Genomic DNA, 22,274 nt, shown 5'->3' on the forward strand with positions numbered 1-22,274 from the left:
AAACGTATTGCGAATGCGTTTTTTGCTTTTCACATCACGCTTTTACTTTTTACTGATCACTGCTCTTTATGCCCAACCTTGTTTCAATGGTTGAACACTTCCCTGAGTAGTTGCAAGTCTGCGGCCCATGATTTGGGCAATTTGGCCAACCTGCTTGACCATCTCGGCAAATTTTTCTGGCTTGAGAGATTGCTTGCCATCGGAGACTGCCTTGGCTGGGTCAGGGTGGACTTCTATGATGAGTCCGTCCGCCCCCGCGGCAATGCCTGCGCGCGCAATGGCGGCGACATAATCCGCGTGACCTGTGGAATGGCTTGGGTCAAGAATAATGGGCAGGTGTGTTAAATGCTTTAGAACGGGAACAGCATTGATATCGGTTGTGTTGCGTGTGGATGTTTCAAAAGTCCGAATGCCGCGCTCGCACAACATCACACGTTGATTTCCCCCGGCCAAAATATATTCGGCAGACATAAGTAATTCTTCGATGGTGGCGGAGAGTCCGCGCTTAAGTAGAACAGCAGTGCGAGTCTCGCCAATGGCACGCAACAAATTGAAATTCTGCATGTTACGCGCACCTATTTGAAACACATCCACATATTTCACCATCATATCCAATTGCACCTGTGACATGATTTCCACAACGATGGGTAAACCTGTTATCTGGCGTGCTTCGGCGAGAAGCTCGAGGCCTTCCTCACCCAGACCTTGAAATGCGTAAGGTGATGTGCGCGGCTTGAACACTCCCCCGCGCAAAGCGGACGCGCCCGCTTCTTTCACAGCGATGGCTGTTTCTATTATCTGTGAGCGACTCTCCACTGAACACGGTCCCGCAATGACAGCGATCTCATTCCCGCCGACAGCGAATCCACTCAAAGGGATCACCGAATCTTCGGGATGAAACTGGCGCGAGGCAAGTTTGTAAGGCTGGGTGATGCGCTGGACAATATCCACGCCATCCAAACCTTCGAAACGTTCCATGGGAATGCTGTGCGTTTCGCCGATCGCGCCGATAATTGTGGCTTCGACGCCCTGCGAAAGATGGACGGCAAGTCCCATTCCTTTAATTTGCGCGATCACCGCTTCCACTTCCTGCGGCGTGGCGTTGGCTTTCATTATGATCATCATGGTGATTTCTCCTTGTTTACTGTTTTCTTCTCACTGTGCCGCGACCAAATCTGGTCTTAGTTTCACTGCATCCCGCAAATATACGTGAGTGATCTCATTCTGGCGCTTTTCTGTATTCCAGTGAACAAGCACGCGGATCACTTTGGGCAAACTTCCTGGGACGGGAATTTCGCGCGCACAGGTCATCGGGACAAGACTCCAACCCATTTGCCGCGCCGCCTGCGCCGGGAAGGTGGAAGCGAGGTCATCGGTCACAGTGAATAGCGCGCTGCCTACATCTTCGGGGCTCATGCCGGCGTTGGCATTCAAAATAGCCTCCAATAATTCCCGTGTGGCTTCGAGAATTAATTCAGGTTCATCTGCCGATACAGTTGTTGCACCACGGATGCCACGAATTGACATTGATCGCTCCTTAAGATCCCTGTCTCAAAAAAGGAGAGGGATGGGGTGAGGGTAAACAAAAAAGAGCAAGACCGTGTGGTCTCGCTCTTTTTGCATACAGACTTATATTCTGTCTACTTAAGCGCCACCAACGGCAACCAGATCCTGGAAACCGTAATAAAAGTAAAACGCAAACCAACGACTGGACTTAAGCATATTGGGCGCTATTCTATGCTTGTACTTCAGATGCGTCAAGGGGCAATTTAATAGTGAGGTGGAAGTATAATTAACAGCATGTCCGTATTCACTGAAAAACACATACTGCTCGGCGTGACAGGTTCCATTGCGGGATACAAAGCCGCTGACCTCGCTTCCAAGCTAGCACAGTCAGGCTCACAAGTGGATGTGATCCTGACAGGCGCGGGCGAAAAATTTGTAACACCACTTACATTTCAATCAGTAACCGGCCGCCGCGCTTACATTGACAGTGACCTGTGGGGAAACGAAGCCCATGTGCTGCACGTCAGTTTCGGCAAATCAGCGGATTTGCTTGTCATTGCGCCGTGCACGGCTCACACCCTTGCAAAGCTCGCGCACGGGCTCGCAGATAACTTGCTCACAGTAACAGCCCTGGCTGCTGAATGTCCATTGGTGATCGCCCCTGCAATGGACGGTGGTATGTTCTACCACCCCACTACGCAGGAAAATATTGCAAAATTAAAAGCAGGCGGAGCGATCATCGTCGGCCCAGCGGAAGGTCATCTAGCCTCTGGATTAACTGGCAAAGGCAGAATGATTGAACCTGCGGAGATCCTGGGGCATATTCGAATCATTCTTGGCAGAAATGGAAAATTAGCGGGAAAAAAAGTCGTTGTCACCGCGGGCGGGACTCAGGAATCAATTGACCCGGTGCGTGTCATTTCAAATCACTCGTCTGGCAAACAGGGATATGCTCTCGCTCAAGCCGCGCTCGATTCAGGCGCAGAGGTATGCCTGATCACTGCGCCGACGGCACTACCGCCGCCTGTAGGCGCACGCGTGATAAATGTAAATAGTGTGCAGAACATGCTGGATGCAGTAATGGGTGAATCAGCGGACGTCCTGATCATGGCGGCAGCTGGGGCAGATTTCCGCCCGACCCATATCGCTAAAGACAAATTAAAAAAGCGCGACGGTATTCCACAGATCGAACTCGAAGCTGCTCCTGATATTCTTAAAACAGTGGCAGGCTCAAACTCAGAAAAGAAGCGTTTCAAAGTCGTGGTCGGGTTTGCGGCGGAGAACCGCGACCTGCTTGAGAATGCATCCGAAAAGTTAACATCCAAAAAATTGGACCTCATCGCCGCCAACGACATCTCCGCAAAAGACGCCGGATTCGCAGTGGATAATAATCGCGTAACGTTATTGTTCGCGTCCGGAACGACAGAAACTTTGCCATTGCTGAGTAAAATGGAAGTGGCGGAAAAGATCATTGAACACACCTCAAGATTGCTGGAGTAAACATGCGCGTTTTGGTCGTATCAGATATTCACGCGAACTACACCGCCCTTAAGGCGGTGTTGGAAGATGCTGGACAGGTGGATGAGACTTGGTGCCTTGGAGACCTTGTCGGCTACGGTCCCGACCCGAATGCAGTGGTTGAGGAAGTGAGTGATATTCCAAACCTAACCTGTATCCTTGGGAATCATGATGTGGCGGTCATCGGCAGAATGCCATTTGAGTCATTTAACGGCGACGCGCGACGCGCGCTGATCTATCATGAAAAAGTTCTGTCCGCGAGCAATATGGACTTTATGCGCGCTTTATCATCAAACGCAAAAGTGTGCGGCGACGCCACGCTCGCCCACGGAAGCCCGCGCGAACCTTTGTGGGAATATATTCTGAACTCCGTATCGGCACGCACCAACTTTGACCACTTCAGCACCCCGTGGTGTTTTGTGGGGCATTCTCATATTCAATGTCTGTTCGCCTTAAATGAAAAAAATGACCGTGTGACTCTTGAACAAACGCAGCCCGAAAAATTAATCTCACTTAAACCAAGGTTGATCTTGAATCCAGGTTCAGTCGGCCAACCGCGGGACCGTGATCCGCGCGCCGCGTATGCCATCTATGAAACTGAGGATCGCACCTGGACTCCTCGTCGTGTGGAATACAACATCGCCGAGGTTCAGCAGCGCATTCGAGAATCAGGCTTGCCTGAGAAACACGCCGTGCGCCTCTCCGATGGCTGGTAGCTTGGAATATAAAAGCAGGAACTATTTCTCTATAAGGTTCGTCCAGTGTGTAGAGAAATCAAAGGAGAAGAAGTCATGAAAAACATAATGTCATTTGGTTTGATCCTGGTTGCCGCTTTGATCCTTACCGCATGCGGAACAGCAGCGGCAACAGAGGCTCCGGCAGATTTTTATAGCATTTCCCCGGAAATGGGCGGCGCCCCTGCTGGAGCACAAGACGAACTGATGCCTGCCAGCGCACCAGAAGCGAGGTCGGCAGAACAAACTGTGTCAAACACCGCCTCGGGAGTTTCGGCATCGGCGGTGGAACGTATCGTCATCAAAAATGCAGACCTTGCCATTGTTGTCGCGGATGTGGAAGGGCGCATGAAGAACATTCAGATATTGGCTGAGCAAATGGGTGGATTTGTAGTCTCCTCAAATTTATATCAGAGCTACACAAGCGATTATATTGAAGTCCCCGAAGCGCAGATCGTCATCCGCGTGCCGTCTGAAAAATTAGACGGCGTACTGGAACAGATCAAGAAAGATACAGTTGAGGTTCAAACTGAAAATATCTCAGGCCAAGATGTCACTGCTGAATATGTAGACCTGCAATCACGCTTGAAGAACCTGGAAGCCGCCGAGGCGCAATTGGATGATATCTTGAAGACAGCCACAGAGACTGAAGATGTGGTTAATGTTTTCAATCAACTCGTCTACTATCGTGAACAGATCGAGCTGGTAAAGGGACAGATCAAATACTACGAAGAAGCTGCCGCGCTCTCAGCCATTAGCGTTCGCATTATCGCCGAAGAAACCATTCAACCTGTTGTTATCGGCAAATGGGAACCCAAAGGTGTGGCGCTTGAAGCAGTCCAAGATCTGATCAATTTCCTGAAAGACTTCACTGAATTTATCATCCGCTTTGTGATCTACACGCTGCCAGTATGGATCATTGTGGGCATCCCGTTGTACCTGATATTCCTTGGCGCGCGAAAACTCTTCCGCAAGCTGCGCGGCAACAAAGCCAGAAATGAACAGCCGCAGGAAGCTTCTGTGGAAAAGAAGTAAATGGTAAGTAAAAAAGAGGCCGCCGCTGGCGGCCTCTTTTTTACTTGAATAGTTTTTTCCTGAAGCAATCGCTCGTTAGGTATAATCACTTCCATGGAAAACCTGACGCGTGAGGCGCTCTCCCTCTTCAATATTCATTTAACAACACGGCAAATCACAGCGCTCATCACCTACGAGCGGGAATTGATGGAGTGGAATCAAAAATTCAACCTCACCGCCATACGAGACGTGGAGTCGATTCGCACTAAACATTTTTTGGACTCTTTTTCGTGTGTACTGGCATGGAAAGCCACTCCCCCGCTTCGCCTTATAGATGTGGGAACTGGCGCTGGTTTCCCGGGCATTCCTTTAAAAATACTGTACCCCGCCATGCAGTTGACATTGGTGGAGTCTGTCGGGAAAAAAATCATGTTCTGCCAGCACATTGTCCGCGAACTGGGCCTTGAGGGCGTATCCGTCATTCAAGCCCGGGCAGAAGAGCTTGGGCAAAAGCACGAACATCGCGAGATGTATGATTGGGCAGTCGCGCGCGCAGTGGCCAATCTCAATGTACTTAGTGAATACCTACTGCCGCTGGTAAAGATCGGCGGGACAATTCTGGCACAAAAAGGTGAAAGTGGGCCTGCTGAAGCGCAGTCTGCTGAACAAGGGATGAAGCTATTGGGTGGAAAATTAAAAAAGTTGATCCCTGTTAATTTGCCCGGAATCGCGGATGACCGTTTTCTCGTTCTTGCAGAAAAAGTTGCAGCCACTCCGCCAAAATATCCGCGCAATGCAGGCGTCGCGGCAAAATCTCCGTTGTAGGCGTAAAAAATATCCTTATCGATGAAAATCTTGCATAAAAATTGGAAAGTATTTTGCGTTAATAGAAATTGATAGATGGTACGATAACAGACAAGGAGATGAACATTAATATTTTTCTTTTATTCGCAATTCTTTTTGCCGCACTCGAATCACTGGCTTTATGGAAACGCTGGCTGAAATTAGAATGGGTTGCAAAACCCGCTGTCATGGTCATCCTTTTCATTTGGTTGTTCACCTCCACTGGATTGAAAGGAGCTTCACTTTGGTTCGGGTTGGGAATAATCTTTTCACTAGCCGGGGATATTTTATTGATGTTCTCGCTCGATCGCTTCTTTATCTTTGGATTGGCCGCGTTTCTTCTGGCGCACCTTGCGTATGTGATCGGATTCAACATCCCAATGCCTGATTTTTCAGTCTGGGGAATCGTCTTTGCAGTCATGGTCAGTCTCGGCGGGGCACGCATCATTCGCCGCATTTTGGATGCGCTTGCCTCAAAAGGTCAGGCGCACATGCGAATGCCGATCATTATTTACAGCACAGTCATTTCGTTCATGTTATTGTCAGCGATGATAAAGTTAATGGACATCACTTGGGGCGCGTCTGAAGCGTTATTGGTCAGCGGCGGTGCGTTCCTGTTCTATATATCAGACATTATTCTAGCGTGGAATAAGTTTGTAGCTCCCATTCAACATGGACGCATCTATAACATCGGCGCGTATCACATAGGTCAAATTATATTGATCGCAGGCGTGATCTCGCAGTTCGGCAATTAATCAAAAGAGACAAACATGCAAACGGTATTGATCATTATTTTCATTGGCTTGCTTGGTGGAATGGCGGTTGGGGTACAAGCGCCCCTGTCGAGCATGATCACACAACGACTTGGAGTGATGGAAAGTGTTTTCATTGTGCATATCGGCGGCGCGCTGGCAGCGTTAGTTCCACTAATTTATTTTGGCGGCGGAAAACTTGGGAACTGGCGCAGTGTTCCCTGGTACGCTTTAGCAGCGGGAGTTTTCGGTCTCGTGGTTATTTTTTCCATGAGCTACATGATTCCCCGCATTGGAGTGGCGACCGCCTTAATCATTCTCCTGGCAGGCCAGCTGGTTATCGGCACCATCCTGGATCATTTTGGATTGCTGGGAGCAAGCGTCAGGCCGATTGACGGTACCCGGGTCATCGGATTGTCTGTTGTATTGCTGGGTGTATGGCTGTCAGTCAAATAATATCAATTCACAACTCGATACACAGTGACATTATGTTCATCGCTGCGATACACAAGAGTGTATTTTCCAGGGGCACTATTCAAAATCGGCAAAAGCTGTTTTTCGACACCTTCATCCAGAATTGTGCTTCTAGGTGTCTGGAGTAAAGGCGAAATAACGATGTAGTCGATACCCTGATTAACTACATAATTCTCGATGTTTTGCAGATCCCTGGGGTACCCCACTGTTTTTCTGTGTGCCTGCACATAAGCAGGTACAGGTTCATTAACCATGACAATCGCATCTTTCGGGGCGTTCTCTGCGATCCAATCTGTTCCAATAGACAAGTCTGTCATCTGCAAGTTGACCGGATTCAGCCAATCCTGAACATTGCGCGCCACCAGGGATAAAGTAACCGCCACCGCAACTCCAAACACCAATCGCGCGGTAATTAAATGATTTTTTGTAACCCGTTCAAATATCCACTTCATCCCCCCTATTAGATAAAAATACAAAAATGGAATCATCGGAATTAAGAAACGCACCTTGACGCTGCCTACTTTGGGATTCCAAAAGGCTAGAATAGCAACAAGATAAATCAACACATACACATCGAATAATTTAACTCTCTTCCAAGAGATCAGAACCCCTAGAATGACCAAAAGCAAAATCCCTGTATTGGCCATCCACGGAATAGCTGAACCTAAAATGTATGTAACCCTTTCTCCAAATACAGGGATCAATCCACCTGCTATCGTCTCGTTAAGATAGCCAAGCAAGTTGGTCCACATCTGTCCGATCTTCTCCAGGATCGAGCCATTGAATACTTGAGATTCATACCCGGCTGAAATCACGGATCCGCCGTTTCTGAGATTTAACCAAAATTGGAACAGAGCTCCAAAAGAAAATACTCCAAATGTAATTGCACTTTCTTTAATTCGGCGTGAAAATAGCAAATATAGGAACAATGCGAAAAAAATAGAAATCCCGATTGTGCGGATCAATTGAGTAAATAAAGCTGCCAAAGCGATCAGAATGACAAGCCAGTAATTTGGTCTATCGTTCTGCGAATCGAAAAGAACCAGTGTGATCAAGGAAAATAGCAAATAAGAAGACTCAGACATGACTGTGACGGACATCCCCACTAATAAAGGATTAAGCGCAAGTAGTCCGAAAATTATTTCAAGATACGGGGATTCGACCTTCTTCATAAAAAGTTTGTATATTAATAAAAGAGATATCAGCCAGATAATTAATGTATAGACCTTGAGAACGCGATAATTGCCCGGGAAAACGGATGTCAATGGCGCAAGTAATATCGGCCAACCGGGCGGAAATGCTCGCTCGATCTGCGGTCTGGGGAAGTTGATCAACTCATACCCTTCCCCACTGGACAGACTCTCTGCCAGAATAATGTAATGAGCGTCATCGTACGAAGCACCCAGTTGCAGAGAATTAAATCGCAACAATCCCAGCGCAGCGCTGATGACCATGAATAAAACAAGTATATATTTTGAGAAACGATCAGCTTGCAACATTACGCGCAATCATATCAGCAACCCCAAACTTCGGAAATCTTTAAAGACTTCCGAAGTTTGGGGAGAGACAGGTTTTACACGTATAATTTATCAATGGAGAAAGGATTATCGTTATGATGAACAACCGCCAGCTCGCAGACACATTCACCCTGATCGCCAATCTATCCGAGATCAAGGGCGAAGTCATTTATGTCATCCTCGCCTATCGCAAGGCATCTGAAAATTTAATGACGCTCGGACGCGAGGCCAGCGAATACTGGAAGGAAGGCAAACTGCGCGAGATCCCCGGGGTGGGCAAAGCCATTGCGGAAAAAATTGACGAGCTGCTCACCACAGGCAAATTGGAATTTTTAGAGAAACTTAACCAGGAAGTACCTGCCAGTTTGGCAGATTGGCTGCAGGTCACGGGACTCGGACCGAAAAAGATCGCGTTGATCTGGAAGACATTAAACATCACGGCGCTTTCTGAGTTGGAATCTGCCGCAAAAAACGGACAGTTGCGCGACCTGCCAGGCATGGGCACAAAATCAGAAGCGGCGATCCTTGAAGGGATCTCAGCTCTCGCAAGACGTTCCGGGCGGATTCCCCTGGGACGCGCATATCCGCTGGCACACGAGATCATTGCGACTCTCAAAAGAGTGAAGGGAGTCGTCGCGGCGGAACCAGCTGGCAGTTTAAGAAGGATGCGCTCCACAGTTGGAGACCTGGATATTTTGGTGGCATCCCAAGATTCGTCAGCTGTGATGGAAGCGTTCATCAATCTGCCTGGTGTGAGTCGTGTGCTTGGAAAAGGCGAGACAAAATCCAGCATTGAATTTACAGACGGCGTGCGCGCGCAGGTCTGGGTGCATGCGCCAGAAAAATTCGGGACAGCCTTGCAATATGCGACCGGCTCGAAAGACCATAATGTTCAGTTAAGACAGATCGCGCTTGCAAAAGGGTTGTCGTTATCCGAACATTCATTTACAAAAGCGAATGAGGAGATCTTTTGCGCCACCGAAGAGGAAGTTTACGAAACGCTCGGCTTGCCGTGGATTCCGCCCGAACTACGCGAAGATCATGGCGAGGTACAGGCCGCGAAAGCAAATAAACTTCCGAAGTTAATTGAAGTGAAGGATGTCAAAGCAGACCTGCAAACTCATTCGACATGGAGCGATGGAAAGTTATCCATGCTGGAAATGGCGCAAGCCGCCGCACGACGCGGAATGAAAATTATCGCATTCACAGATCATTCTGTCAGCCTTGGCGTCACGGGCGGATTGAGCATGGAAGATCACAAAAAACAGGCTGCGGAAATTAAAAAGATACAAAAACAGCTTGGCGATAAAATCCTGGTCTTGCACGCCAGTGAAGTCGAGATCAAAGCCGACGGCACGCTGGATTATCCCGATGAATTTCTTGCGACGCTCGACCTTGTCGTTGCATCCATGCACACAGGGCTGCGCCAGCCGCGCGAGAAGGTCACACAACGCACGATCAACGCCATTCGCAATCCGCACGTGGATATCATCGGACATCCGACCGGCAGGTTGATCCCAGACCGGGAAGGCGCGGATCTGGATATGGAAGCCGTACTCAATGCTGCCGCTGAAACCGGCGTGGCGCTGGAGATCAACGCCCACCCATCCCGCCTCGACCTGGACGATATGTATGCGCGCCGCGCAAAGGAGTTGGGCATTCCCATCACCATCAACACTGACTCGCATTCTGAAGCGGATTTCGATAACCTATTTTATGGCGTTGCCACTGCAAGGCGCGCCTGGCTGACCAAAGATGATGTGATCAATTGCTGGTCTGCAAAGAAGTTGTTGAATTGGCTGGAGAAGCGCGGATAGGGATTAAATTTTAAAACACACTTGTGAAATTACGTGGTATATAAATATCGCTACTTCAGCGATATTTCATTTTCAAACATAGAGGCAACATGACAAAAGCACCAATTCCCGCTGGAAAGGTACGCTTTTTTAGCGGAAGTTCGAATATTCCGCTGGCGGGAAAGATCGCATCACACCTAGGCGTGCCCCTCGAATCAACTAAAATCACGCGCTTCAGCAATGACAATTTATACATCCAGCTCGGAGCCAGTGTGCGCTACCGCCGTGTGTATATCGTGCAATCTCTTTCTCAGCCGGTCAATGATCATTTGATGGAACTGCTGATGATGATCGATATTGCCCGCGGAGCAGCCGCATCCGAGATCCACGCCATCATTCCCTACTATTCCTTTGGGCGTTCAGACAAAAAGGATGCGCCCCGCATTTCGATCACCGCCCGTCTGGTCGCGGATCTGCTGAAAACAGCCGGCGCCACGCATGTGATGAGCATGATGTTCCATTCGCCGCAAGTGCATGGTTTTTTTGGAGTTCCCACAGACCCGCTAAGCAGCCGCATGGTTTTCAAGGATTATCTGGAAAGCCTGGATCTTAGCGGAGCCATCATTGTCGCCCCAGATATGGGTCAGGCAAAATCTGCGGCACGGTTTGCCAAGACTCTCGGGTTACCCGTCGCCGCAGGGAATAAAGAACGGGTTTCAGATACCGAAGTGATCATCAGCGGTTTGGTGGGCAATCAGGTTAAGGGACATAAGCGCGCGTTGATCTATGACGATGAGATCGCCACGGGCGGCTCGATCCTGGAAATAAGCCGAGTGCTTATCGAGCAAGGCATTGAGGATATTAAGGTGGTTTGCACGCACGGAGTGTTCAGCCGCAATGGTCTTGAACGGCTGGCAGTTGTTCCTCAAATTACTGAGATCATCACCACTGACACAGTTCATATGCCGCCTGAAAAAATACACCCCAAGCTCACAGTGCTTTCGGTCGGGCATGTCTTCGCGGATGCCATTCGCCATAACATCAACCGCGAGTCTCTCAGCGATCTGTTTGTGTTCGGCGAGTAGGTGTATTCAGTATGCAAGGGGTTGAATCTGCCCGCCTGATTTTGCAGGCGCTGAGTCAACATCAACTTGAACTTTGCCTGAATGATCTGTCTATATTGGAGCATGAACTTGGTTGTGCCGTTGCGAACGATGTGATCGATAAAAATGTGATCCGCGCTTTGAACATGAAAATAAAAAAGATGGAGAGCGCAGATCCATCTCAGCATGAGTGGTTCACTTATTGGTTGATCGTTCTCAGGGAAGAAAGTATCGGCGTGGGATTGATCGGATTCAAAGGGTCGCCTGATGCAACAGGCTCGGTTGAGATCGGGTACGGGATCAGCCCAGCCTATCAGGGGCGGGGATTGATGAGCGAAGCTGTCCGCGTGCTGGCGGCTTGGGCGCTGAATCAGGCTGAGTGTCAGTGTGTGACCGCGACCCATGTCACAAATCCCGCTTCACGCCGTCTGCTTGAAAAATTAGGGGCGCAGCTGGTGGAAGAGAATCAAAGCGGGAGTTCCTGGAAGATATACAGAGTCTAACAAATGGTTAATAATTTGAATTTATAATCCAATAAAAAAGGAGAACCTATGATTAATAAATCACTGCAAGACGCAATGAATGACCAGATCAACAAGGAATTATATTCCTCATATTTGTACCTCTCGATGGCGGCATTTCTTGAAGAGAAGAACCTGCCCGGCTTTGCGCATTGGATGCGCATTCAGGAAGCTGAAGAGCGTGAACATGCCATGAAGTTCTATGATTACATGGTGGAACGCGGCGGAAGAGTTACACTCAAAGCCATTGATGCTCCCAAAACCGAATGGAAGTCCACGCTGGAATTGGCGGAGGAAGTCGCCGCGCACGAGGCCATGGTGACAGCTTCGATCTACACGCTGTATGAACTGGCGCTCAAAGAGAAGGATTACCCCACCCAGATCATGCTGCAATGGTTCATTAGTGAACAGGTGGAAGAGGAGAAGAATGCCGCTGAGATCGTCTCGAATTTGAAACTGATCGAAGACCGCGGCACAGCCATCCTGATGCTCGATCATCGTCTCGCCAAACGCGGCGGGGAATAGGTTTATACTTAAGACCCTAAAGGTTTTGAACCTTTAGGGTCTTTTTTTATTTTAGGAGAGCCATGGAGATCACAATTCGCCGCGTTACACAGGAAGACAAAGCTGAATGGTTTCGCATGCGCAAAGGCATCTGGCCGGATGTGCCTGATCACTATATGACCTTTGATATGGACGCTCTCCTTGCTGACGATAATTACCTGGTCATCTTTGGATGTGATGGTGACAGACCGATCGGCTTGACCGAAGCGCGGCTCAGAGATTATGCGGAGGGATGCTCGACCAGTCCAGTTGGATATATTGAAGGGTGGTATGTGCAGGATGAGTATCGCGGACAAAGAATTGCAGGGATGATGACCCAGGCAGCCGAAGATTGGATGCGCGCAAAAGGCTGCACAGAAGCGGCTTCAGACACCTGGCTGGATAATGAACCCAGTATCCGCGCACACCTGAACATGGGGTACAACGAAGTGGAACGCCTGATACACTTTATGAAAAAATTATAGATCAACATCTCGCATCATGAAGAAACAGATCCTGCTCTTCCTCCCAATTTTAGCGGTCCTCGCAATTGAGATCGCAGCTTTCAGTTGGGCAGTCCAAGCAACAGGTCAATCCACGCAAAATATGGCAACCCTCTTTTCTGCCGCGGTTGCCATCCTTATCTTGATTTCAGGTCTCGCGCCGGCGCTCATCAAACCGCAGAACAACCACACATTGGTCGCATGTTTTGCAATTGTTTTTGCCTTTTTCATTCTGGTCCCATTTGAATTAAAAGACCTCCCGCTTCTTCAGCCTGGCAAACCGTTATATCAATTCATCAATATCTATTTATTTTTACGCCTTGCAAACGCCGCGATCTTGCTGCCAATGGCCATACATGTCAGCGCGCGTTTTCCGCGCCCCACGAACGTACCCGCCCGAGTCATCGCATACAGCTACGCGCTTTCGATCTTTCTGTTCATACCATTCCTGCTCAGCTCCCGCCCCTGGCAGCGCATCCTGACCATCTCCCTGCTTTTCCTATGGTTCACAGTCGTTATCTTTTTCTTCATTCGCAATTTATTCATGATCGCGCGCGATCCAAACCCGGAGAATCAATTGGATGCCCAGCGCGCGCGCGTGGTCATGTTCAGCATGATCCTTGCGGAAGTTCCACTCTGGTTGCGTCCGCTGACACTCGCCTTTGGGCTGGATATTTTCCATTATGAACTTTTACTGATCTTTCAATTGTTCATTCCCATTGGGATCGCCTACGCCATCCTGCGGCATGACCTTTTTGGAATTGACCGCATCCTGCGGCGGACCCTGGTTTATGGGCTGGTCTCGCTTCTGCTCTTAACTTTATACCTGTTCCTGACCTCAAGCATTACCTCCCTTTTTACCGATTCGATTACCTCCCGCCCGATGGCACCCGTCATTAGTTTATTCATCTCCGCCCTGCTCTTTGAGCCGGCCCGCAAATGGATACAGGGTTGGCTTGATAAACTTTTATACCCTGACAGATTAAAATTCCAATCGGCGATCCATTCGATGCAATATCTGCTTGGCCGCGCGAACAGGCGCGAAGAGATCATGCATCTGCTCAATGATATTTTCCCGAACCAAATCGGCGCGGAGTGGGGCGCGTTGAAATTATTTCCCGAGCCAGATGTCGCGCCCGCGCACCTCTCCCCTGCATGGAGCACGCGCCTCGTCGCGGGCAGCGTCCCGGTCGGCGGCTATTGGCTGGGAGCACGCCGCGCTGGACCTGCCTACGACTCTGAGGAACGCAATCGCCTGAGCGCATTGATGGGACAAGCTGCGCTGGCACTGGCTTACTCTAATGCGTACGAATCTCTTTATGAGTTAAATAAAAATCTTGAGGCGCGGGTTCAAGAACAAACAACAAAAGCCATTACCGGCCAAAAAGCCCTTGCCGCGTATGAAGAACGCCAGCGCATTGCGCGCGACCTGCACGACTCGGTCACACAAAGCATTTTTGGCATGAACCTGATGGCACGCGGATTAAAAGCCGCCGCGCCAGATTCGTTCAAGGGTCAACTGGCTGAACTGGAAACCATGGCTGGAAACATCCTCAAGGAAATGCGTCTGCTCCTCGATCAACTAAGAAATGCCGAAGGAGAAGTGAATGCCGATCTCTCAGGATCAATTCGCGGGTTGTGTGATGCGCTCTCCCGTCAAAGCGGCCCGGAGGGAGGTCCGCTTCTCTCCACTGGGCTGGAGATACCAGCAGGAGTCATCATCCCAAAACCGATCGCAGAAGAAGCCCTGTGGGTTTTACGTGAAGCGCTGCAAAATGTGATCAAGCACAGCGGGAGCCGAACAGCGAAAGTTGAAGTGAAAAAAGATTCTGCATTGCGTGTGACCGTTCGTGACGATGGATTTGGCTTTGAGCCAGGCGTGACACTGTCCGGGCATTACGGCCTGCGCGGCATGCGCGAACGGGTGCTGGCTCTCGGCGGGGAATTCAAGATCGAGTCGGAAATTGGAATTGGAACATCCATTTTTTTTGTACTACCTTTGCCGAGGTCATGATGTTAAGAATATTGATCGCAGATGATCATCAAATTGTGCGTCGTGGGTTGCGAATGACGATCGAAGCAGAAAAGGACATGCAGGTTGCGGCTGATGCAGAGAACGGCTCACAGGTTTTGTCGCTGATCAAAAAACACAAACCCGATATCGTCCTGATGGATATGCAAATGCCAGAAATGGACGGTGTGGACGCGCTCAAGCAATTGCGTGTTGAATTTCCCGCGCTGCCTGTTCTGATCCTGACCACCTTTAGCGATGACGCGCATGTGTACGCTGCCTTGCGCGCAGGAGCAAGTGGATTTTTATTAAAAGAAATGAATGGCGATGAGCTTGTGTCGGCTATTCGCGGGGCAGCGCAAGGAAAGCCGCAGCTGCATCCTGAAATCGCGCGCAGGTTAATGGCACGCGCTCCCATGCCTGACGACCCGTTCGAATCATTAACTGAACGCGAGCGCGACATCTTGAAATTGATCGCAAAAAGCATGAGCAATAAAGAGATCGCCTCGCAATTATTTTTGACGGAGATGACGGTCAAGGGCTATGTCAGCGACCTGTTCGCAAAGCTGGGAGTGAACGACAGAACCCAGGCGGCACTGATGGCTGTCCGCTTTGGGTTGGTCAAGCCCGAAGAGTTGTGAAATACCGGGAATTTTTACATCACCCTGCACAGGTCACGTTTTAAACGCGGCCTGTTTTTTTTACCTACGAACGAGGGGAAACAATTCCCCACCCCAGCGGGGGGACATAACCGTGGAGCGCGAGTATCCTTTGGCCATTGAACACGGAGAAAACCAATGGATACAAAATTAGTCCTCGACCTGCCTAATGAAAAAACAGCCAATTTCGGGTTTATGTGGAATATGCTCCGCAACCCGCTTGAGGCGTTGACTCACCTTGCGCAGGATCAGGGCGATATTGCCCGTGTAAAACTGCGCAAACGTGACCTGTTCCTTCTCAGCCATCCTGATTTCATCGAGCAGGTATTGGTAAAACAACAGAACAATTTTATTAAAGGACAGAGTCTGCAACGCGCACGCATTATTTTAGGCGACGGTCTGTTAACCAGCGAAGGCAACGAACACCGCGCTCACCGGCACATGTTACAACCCGCGTTCTATCATCAACGCGTGGAAGAATACCTGCCCATAATGAACGAAAACACATTTAGGCAGATGTCACCATGGCGGGATGGCGCGAGCATAGATATGTCCGATGAAATGATGCGCCTTACGTTGAACATCGCTCTTTGGTCATTCTTTGGCAACGCTCCTGAAGGCGCTGTAGAACGGGTCAATAAATCAATGGGAACGCTGACAAAACTCTTTCCGCTGACCCAGCTTCCAGTTCCAGATGTGCTGCGGAGATTGTTGCCCGGGTTCAAAAAAGCGAATGCAGACCTGCGTGAAGTGACTGAATCTCTGTCAAAAAATCCGCGCTCTGAAAAAGCAAAGAATGCGCTGATCCACATCCTGAAGGAAAACTGTGAGGCGCAATTTACGAATGAACAGATCCACGCGCATACCCTGACCTTTTTGCTGGCGGGTCACGAAACAACTGCGCTTCTTTTGACCTGGTGTTTGGATATGCTTGCACACCATCCGCAAGTTCAGGCAAAACTTCAGGGAGAAGTCGATCATGTGCTTGGTGACCGTTTTCCACACGGGGAGGATCTTCAAAACCTGCCCTACACACGCACCATCATCAAAGAGACTTTACGGCTGCGTCCGCCCGCGTGGGCAATAGGCCGTCAGGCTGTACAGGATTGTGAGATTGGTGGACAACATATTGCCGCAGGTTCGACTGTCCTTGTCAGCCAATGGGTAACGCATCACGATGCGCGCTTCTATGAAGATCCGCATCAATTTCGCCCAGCGCGTTGGTACGAAATCGAGAATGTTATTTTTCCCCGATATGCGTACTTCCCATTCGGCGGCGGGAACCGGGTTTGCATCGGCGAGCATTTTGCCATGACCGAAGCGATGGCAGCCCTGGCAATGATGTCACGCAGATGGAGTTTTATGCCCGTCCAGGAAGCGCCCGCAAAACCCAGTCCGAGTATTACGTTGCGGCCAAACAAAAATGTTAAGTTGATAATAGGGAGGCGCGCTGTATGATATGTAAAGATAAATAAAAAAAACTGAAACACGTATTCACGTGAAAAAACAACAATCAAAAAAATAATTGGAGGAACATAAATGAAATCAACGCTACGAACTGTTTTGAGCACACTTGTATTAGCCAGTATGCTGCTCGCTTGTGGAACGCAGACGCCAGCCACAACCGCGCCTGATACCGTCAGTACTGCCGTGGCGGGAACTCAACAAGCAGAAGCGCTTGCCCAGGCGACCGTGAACTCCACTACCCTGACTGCTATGCCTGCCACTCCCACCCCGGGACCTGCGATTGAATATGTTGCTCTCACCGAAGAGGAATTGGCCGCGCTGATCGATGAGGCAGTCGCTCAAGCAATATCTGCCACCGAACAAGCCACAACGGCAGTCACAACCACGACAACAGACGACGCGGTCACTACCGAAGAAGTTGTTTACGTCTACGATTACTATTACTACGCTGATTATTATGTGGAATATGCCGAAGATCTAATGGCTGAGTATTACTCTCTGTACTCAGACCTGGCAACTGAAATGATCACAGAGTTGAACTCGATCGAAACAGAGCTTGCCCAACTGAATGACACGCTCACATCTATTGACTCATCCCTGCAGGAGATCAGCGGCACACTTGAACAGGGTCTGGCTGTCGCGGAAGAATCCATTGCCCAGCTTGAAGCTGCCGCCCAGCAGGCGCAGACCAACGCGCAGGAATTGCAGACCCAGGCACAGGATATGATCTCCGTTTTGCAGGCAGAGCAACAAGGACGCGTGGATCAGCTTTCACAGATCCAGCCGAACAATATTCCGGCTGACAAAGCCGCCGCTCTACAATCTGCTTTTGATTTCGTTGATTTTGCAAACACAGCCATGGGCGATAATAAACTAAGCATGGATGAGTTGACCAATCTTGCGCAGCTTGGCAAAAATACACAGGCGGGCTTCACGAGTTTTGGCGGAGTTGGCGGCGGTCCAGACCTGACCCAATTCTCAGGCAAGTTTGACGAGATCACCACTCAACTCGCCCGCGGACAAATGCCACAGGCGCGCGGAAACATCGGTCAATTTGAATCTTCCCTGGGCTCACGCCCCAGCCCCGGCGCTGGCGGTGGTCTGCCAGGTAGTGGCGGCGGATTACCCGGCGGAGGCGGTGGTCTGCCCGGCGGTGGACCTGGTCCGCGACCGTAACGATGTTGGGAACGGGAACATCCATTCGATAAAAAATTACAGGTGAGGCAATTGCCTCACCTGTTCACATCTTAATCAATGAAATATTACTCTGGCAGGGTCAAAACATTATTAATTTTTTCGATCAAGCGCGGATTCAATTTTTCCATTCGATTCGTCTCACTGGAAAAAGCAAGCAAAAAGCTTATACAAATTGATAACACTATAAGCAAATTGGACAGGCCAACAAAATATTTTGCCGCTTTGGAATTTGATGTTTGGCTTCTTAAGATCAACTTCCAATATCCCATGACAGCAAGAAGCGTGATCTGGGAAATGATATCCACAAGAAAACGCATTTGACCAAAGAAATAAAATAAGATGGTGAGAAAACCAATTAAAAATGACCCAAGCAGAAGATAAATGGGAAAATTGTGTGATTTGGTACGGTCAGGCAAAGTATTTTTGTGATCGGAAAATAAATGGACCAGACTTAATATAAGGAATGGCGCACAAAATAACAGGCCGGTTACTCTCCCGGCTGCATATAGATACGGCGGCGTTATATTTAACCTATTCAGGATACCGGAGCCATTTATCGGTTGAATGAATGGAAATCGGGCAATAAATTCAAAGGGCTGGAATACATATCCATATAGATTTGGAAGAAAATAATCCGGTTGAAATACCAATCCCATTTGTTTATTTAAGTTGAAAATAGTAATCTGATAACGCAATCCGAATTCAAGCGGGGAATCGAAACGCGCCCAGTTGTACCATCCTATGGCAACTGCGCCGATCATCAATGGAATAAAAAGCGGAGCGATCAACTGCGGAATCTTGATCCAGTTTATGGGTCTGGGCAGATTCCTTACGATCCAAAATACTACAAATGCCGCAAAAAATATCACGGAAAATGTGTTGATCGCCCTGGAGCCAACTGAACAAGCCCAGAAAAAACCCGCCCAAAAAAGTTTCCATTTATCAATGGATGAGTCATTTTCGAAAGCTGACAGAATAAAATATACCCCGCCGATCAAGAAGAATTGACCGGCACCGATGGCCGCTTCATACACATCAGGAATATTTACCGACCAAAGAATTGGCAGGATCAAACCGATAAGTGGAATACAAACAATGGCATTCCATATTGTTATATTTGGGAAAAATATTCGCCTTAATTTAAAAATGATCAGGGAATTAAAAATCAGCAATCCTGCGGAAAAGAAGTAAACGATAAAAATATCCGCGATCTTTTTATCGACCAATAATTGGATCGGTGTAATTAATATTGCAGGAACTGGCCCCCAATACAAATACAATTTCTCCTTGTAAAGCGACAGATCCCAAATCTCATCCGAGAAAGAAGGTCTGGTTATCGGGCTGTAGGGATCCTGTGCCTCCAACATGGCCTGCCCCGGTGACCGGTCTACATAAAGGTGTCCTTTCCCAAACGCATCTGCCAATTGCGTGTAATACTGGGTTGAATGATTCCATGTAGTGAAATTGCCAAAAGTAATAAACCAGGCGTATATAACAAAGATCAAAATCCATAAATGCCCAACCAGAAAAACAGTCTTTACATTTTCAGATCTAATCGCTAATTCAAGAAAGCTATTTTTTCTTTTGAAATAATTCAAAATAAGAGAACTAAAAATGAGCAGCGTACCCAACAAGATCAAAAAATAACGTGTGCGTCCCCAGGTGATATTCGGGTCAACCCCGATTTCGTATGCGAACACTGCCATCAAGACACATATCAGACCGTCAACTACCAACAAGGTCGGGATTAAGAAATCAGAAATAGTTTTTTTTTGCATGGATTAAATTCTCTGCTCGCAGGCTTGGCCTGAAAAAATAATCTTCACATAGAGTGTATTCAATTCTACCGCTTGTTGAATAAATTACTCATAATACTTGAAGAGATCCTCATGGAATATCAAAGTGCGTTTTTTATTAATCGCGGTATCCTATAACAGGATGGAATTGTTGTAAAACCACATAAATCGCAATAGGGAAAAGCCATGACAGAACCCAACACAAAACCTGTTTACCGCATCGCCGACCTGCACGAATCAGACCGACCACGTGAGCGGTTATTGTTACTCGGTCCGCAAGCATTGACCAATGCCGAGTTGATCGCCATTTTATTGCGCGTGGGAGTGAAGGGGGAGAACGCCGTGGAAGTGGGTCAACGCTTGTAAAAAATTCAGTGGCATTAGCGGGCTGCACCGTACGCCGATCAAGGAACTGATGCAACAACATGCAATGGGTGAAGGCGTATCCATTAATAGTCCGTCGGATGCGGCTTCGCTTGTGCCGTATGAGATGTCTGCATTGGAGCAGGAACATTTTCGCGTGATTCTATTGGACAGAAGAAACCACGTATTGGAAATTGTGGAGATTTACAAGGGTTCGGTCAACTCTTCGCAGGTGAGGGTCGGGGAATTATTCAAGGACGCGGTCCGAACGAACGCGTCTGGAATTATTGTTGTGTATAACCATTCCAGCGGCGAGCCATCCGTACAGGCGGGAAAGCTATTGGATGTGGATGTGCTTGATCACATGGTGAGATCGGACAGGGGAAATGGGTGTCGTAAAGAAAAGAGGATTGGGCTTCACCTGGTCTCTGAACATCGATATCCTACACACTTCTTTTCACGTCAAACCCATTAAACTCCCCTGTCACAGGTTCATATTCCACACAAGCTTCATCCACCCGCGAGGCGCGCGGACCTTGCTTTACCAATTCGACAAATTTTTCAATTCGGTGGCGGGCACCTTCGGCGATCGTTTCGACACTGTCCTGCCCGACATTTCGCACCCAGCCCGTCACCCCGATCTGCAGCCCATAATACTCTACATGCGCGCGGAACCCCACACCTTGTACACGTCCAGTTACTCGAATATGCACACGCAGTATTTCATCAGGAATTGTTTCCACGTTTTCTCCTTTGACGCAACAGGTCTATGGCACCCCACAATGGGACCAGCAACGCCAGTACCAGTAGTAAAACGAATGGTAAGAGATTTCGAACCGCCACTTCAACAAGATCTTCCCCCAGTACGTTTTCACGCCAACGCGCCTCCAATTGGTTGAGCGGAGCGCCAAGCGCGTTCGTCGCACCCAGTTCACACGGATATCCATTGCCATATTCCTCGATCAATCTGGTCAGGCCGGGAATCCCATATGTATCACGGATGTAGGTAACAAATGATTGGGATTGGGCATATGCCAGATAGGCGTTGCCTGCATCAGCGGGAAAAGAGGCGCACAAGTCATCAAACGAGAGCAGTGAATCATTTTGACTCGCAATTTCCAACGCGTTCGCATAATCCGGATTTGGATAGCGTTCCACCATCGAAGCCAGCCCCTCAAGCAGCCATCTCGGCTGAAGAAAATATTTTTCACGAAGCGCTTGGTACAAAATCACATGCGTCAATTCGTGCGGGATCGTGTTTTCCATTTCGATAACCTGACTCTCACCAGGCGCAATGGCAACCAACACAACACCGGTCTTCGGACTGGCCTGTCCGCCCACCCATTCTTCTCCGCCAATCAATAAGGTACTTTGCAGGTCAGTGGCATTGGAGTAAATATAAATATCGATCGGATCGGAAAGCGAGAGCGGAATGATTTCGTTCAAGGCAAGCAAACCCGCGCCCGCCGCATCCATTGCCGATGCACCAAAGGCATCATCGCCCGCGTACCAATGTACGATCACATTCGCCCGCGATGATTCTCGCCAGGGGAATCGCTCATCGTTATACGGAAAACTGATCGGCGCGCTCGTGTAGGTCTGGTCATCTGTCAGCGTGGCTTGATACCAGAAGACAACCCAACTGAAGGGAGGTAAAACGTTCAGCGAAGCATCGTACGTAAAACTCACCGACCCGTCACTTGCAACCTCGACCATCTCAACGCGTGTCGCTTCCTCATTCACGCCGCGAAAAAGCAGGGAAGCTTGTTGTATGGGGATCGAGGATCTTATCTTCGCTGTAAAAATAATCGTGCGCCCAAAATTGATCTCCACTTTGGCATCTTCCACCACGATCCCTCCCTGAGCGTGAACCTGCTCGTGGTTCCTTGACATGGTTCCCACAAAAAGCGCGATCAGGATCATCCGTATTATAAATTTGCGTGAATTCAACATTTCG

21 protein-coding genes and 1 pseudogene are annotated in these 22,274 nt (G+C 48.9%); 16 read left to right on the forward strand and 6 right to left on the reverse strand.

Annotated features, from left to right (window positions below; genetic code table 11):
• Positions 1 to 66: 66 nt before the first annotated feature.
• Positions 67 to 1,125 carry a 3-deoxy-7-phosphoheptulonate synthase gene (gene aroF, locus IPL17_RS06995; RefSeq protein WP_345306362.1) on the reverse strand — a complete coding sequence of 353 codons (1,059 nt, stop codon included), beginning with the start codon at positions 1,123 to 1,125 and terminating at the stop codon, positions 67 to 69.
• 30 nt (positions 1,126 to 1,155) lie between these two features.
• Positions 1,156 to 1,527 (reverse strand): chorismate mutase, encoded by a 372-nt coding sequence (gene aroH, locus IPL17_RS07000; RefSeq protein ID WP_345306363.1) that lies wholly within the window; start codon positions 1,525 to 1,527, stop codon positions 1,156 to 1,158.
• A gap of 273 nt (positions 1,528 to 1,800) precedes the next feature.
• On the opposite strand from aroH, the gene coaBC reads away from it, so the two are divergent.
• The 6 genes from coaBC (at position 1,801) to IPL17_RS07030 (ending at position 6,823) form a co-directional block, all read left to right on the forward strand.
• On the forward strand, positions 1,801 to 3,006 hold the full coding sequence (coaBC, locus tag IPL17_RS07005) for a bifunctional phosphopantothenoylcysteine decarboxylase/phosphopantothenate--cysteine ligase CoaBC (RefSeq protein ID WP_345306364.1): 1,206 nt from the start codon (positions 1,801 to 1,803) through the stop codon (positions 3,004 to 3,006).
• Between the two features lie 2 nt (positions 3,007 to 3,008).
• Positions 3,009 to 3,740, forward strand: coding sequence for a metallophosphoesterase family protein (locus IPL17_RS07010; protein WP_345306365.1), 732 nt, complete (start codon positions 3,009 to 3,011; stop codon positions 3,738 to 3,740).
• 75 nt (positions 3,741 to 3,815) lie between these two features.
• Complete coding sequence (locus tag IPL17_RS07015) at positions 3,816 to 4,793, forward strand: DUF4349 domain-containing protein (protein WP_345306366.1); 978 nt, start codon at positions 3,816 to 3,818, stop codon at positions 4,791 to 4,793.
• Between the two features lie 93 nt (positions 4,794 to 4,886).
• Positions 4,887 to 5,597: a 16S rRNA (guanine(527)-N(7))-methyltransferase RsmG gene (gene rsmG / locus IPL17_RS07020; protein ID WP_345306367.1), complete on the forward strand. Its 711-nt coding sequence runs from the start codon at positions 4,887 to 4,889 to the stop codon at positions 5,595 to 5,597.
• A gap of 98 nt (positions 5,598 to 5,695) precedes the next feature.
• Complete coding sequence (locus IPL17_RS07025) at positions 5,696 to 6,370, forward strand: lysoplasmalogenase (protein WP_345306368.1); 675 nt, start codon at positions 5,696 to 5,698, stop codon at positions 6,368 to 6,370.
• Positions 6,371 to 6,385: 15 nt separating this feature from the next.
• Positions 6,386 to 6,823, forward strand: a complete 438-nt coding sequence (locus IPL17_RS07030; RefSeq protein ID WP_345306369.1) for a DMT family transporter — start codon at positions 6,386 to 6,388, stop codon at positions 6,821 to 6,823.
• Positions 6,824 to 6,825: 2 nt separating this feature from the next.
• On the opposite strand, the gene IPL17_RS07035 is transcribed toward IPL17_RS07030, so the two are convergent.
• Positions 6,826 to 7,896 carry a hypothetical protein gene (locus IPL17_RS07035; RefSeq protein ID WP_345306370.1) on the reverse strand — a complete coding sequence of 357 codons (1,071 nt, stop codon included), beginning with the start codon at positions 7,894 to 7,896 and terminating at the stop codon, positions 6,826 to 6,828.
• A 557-nt stretch (positions 7,897 to 8,453) separates the two neighbouring features.
• Here IPL17_RS07035 and polX point away from each other — a divergent pair.
• The 9 genes from polX (at position 8,454) to IPL17_RS07080 (ending at position 18,137) form a co-directional block, all read left to right on the forward strand.
• Positions 8,454 to 10,175, forward strand: a complete 1,722-nt coding sequence (gene polX / locus IPL17_RS07040; RefSeq protein ID WP_345306371.1) for a DNA polymerase/3'-5' exonuclease PolX — start codon at positions 8,454 to 8,456, stop codon at positions 10,173 to 10,175.
• Between the two features lie 89 nt (positions 10,176 to 10,264).
• Complete coding sequence (locus IPL17_RS07045) at positions 10,265 to 11,239, forward strand: ribose-phosphate pyrophosphokinase (RefSeq protein ID WP_345306372.1); 975 nt, start codon at positions 10,265 to 10,267, stop codon at positions 11,237 to 11,239.
• A gap of 11 nt (positions 11,240 to 11,250) precedes the next feature.
• Positions 11,251 to 11,760 (forward strand): GNAT family N-acetyltransferase, encoded by a 510-nt coding sequence (locus IPL17_RS07050; RefSeq protein ID WP_345306373.1) that lies wholly within the window; start codon positions 11,251 to 11,253, stop codon positions 11,758 to 11,760.
• Between the two features lie 48 nt (positions 11,761 to 11,808).
• Positions 11,809 to 12,303 (forward strand): ferritin, encoded by a 495-nt coding sequence (locus IPL17_RS07055; RefSeq protein ID WP_345306374.1) that lies wholly within the window; start codon positions 11,809 to 11,811, stop codon positions 12,301 to 12,303.
• Positions 12,304 to 12,365: 62 nt separating this feature from the next.
• Positions 12,366 to 12,806 (forward strand): GNAT family N-acetyltransferase, encoded by a 441-nt coding sequence (locus IPL17_RS07060; RefSeq protein WP_345306375.1) that lies wholly within the window; start codon positions 12,366 to 12,368, stop codon positions 12,804 to 12,806.
• Between the two features lie 16 nt (positions 12,807 to 12,822).
• Positions 12,823 to 14,838, forward strand: a complete 2,016-nt coding sequence (locus IPL17_RS07065) for a sensor histidine kinase (RefSeq protein WP_345306376.1) — start codon at positions 12,823 to 12,825, stop codon at positions 14,836 to 14,838.
• Entirely contained in the window at positions 14,838 to 15,476 is a 639-nt protein-coding gene (locus IPL17_RS07070; RefSeq protein WP_345306377.1) for a response regulator transcription factor, read from the forward strand. The genes IPL17_RS07065 and IPL17_RS07070 overlap by 1 nt, the downstream gene beginning before the upstream one ends.
• Positions 15,477 to 15,632: 156 nt before the next feature.
• A complete protein-coding gene (locus tag IPL17_RS07075) occupies positions 15,633 to 16,952 on the forward strand; it encodes a cytochrome P450 (RefSeq protein ID WP_345306378.1) in 1,320 nt (439 codons plus the stop codon).
• 81 nt (positions 16,953 to 17,033) lie between these two features.
• Positions 17,034 to 18,137, forward strand: a complete 1,104-nt coding sequence (locus IPL17_RS07080) for a hypothetical protein (protein ID WP_345306379.1) — start codon at positions 17,034 to 17,036, stop codon at positions 18,135 to 18,137.
• Positions 18,138 to 18,223: 86 nt separating this feature from the next.
• On the opposite strand, the gene IPL17_RS07085 is transcribed toward IPL17_RS07080, so the two are convergent.
• A complete protein-coding gene (locus IPL17_RS07085; protein WP_345306380.1) occupies positions 18,224 to 19,936 on the reverse strand; it encodes a hypothetical protein in 1,713 nt (570 codons plus the stop codon).
• Between the two features lie 204 nt (positions 19,937 to 20,140).
• On the opposite strand from IPL17_RS07085, the pseudogene IPL17_RS07090 reads away from it, so the two are divergent.
• Positions 20,141 to 20,716, forward strand: a pseudogene (locus IPL17_RS07090) (JAB domain-containing protein).
• A 44-nt stretch (positions 20,717 to 20,760) separates the two neighbouring features.
• Here the strand turns inward: IPL17_RS07090 and IPL17_RS07095 are convergent.
• A complete protein-coding gene (locus tag IPL17_RS07095) occupies positions 20,761 to 21,060 on the reverse strand; it encodes an acylphosphatase (RefSeq protein WP_345306381.1) in 300 nt (99 codons plus the stop codon).
• Positions 21,044 to 22,270: a peptidase MA family metallohydrolase gene (locus tag IPL17_RS07100; protein ID WP_345306382.1), complete on the reverse strand. Its 1,227-nt coding sequence runs from the start codon at positions 22,268 to 22,270 to the stop codon at positions 21,044 to 21,046. The genes IPL17_RS07095 and IPL17_RS07100 overlap by 17 nt, the downstream gene beginning before the upstream one ends.
• Between the last annotated feature and the right edge of the window lie 4 nt (positions 22,271 to 22,274).

The organism is Candidatus Villigracilis saccharophilus (assembly GCF_016711665.1).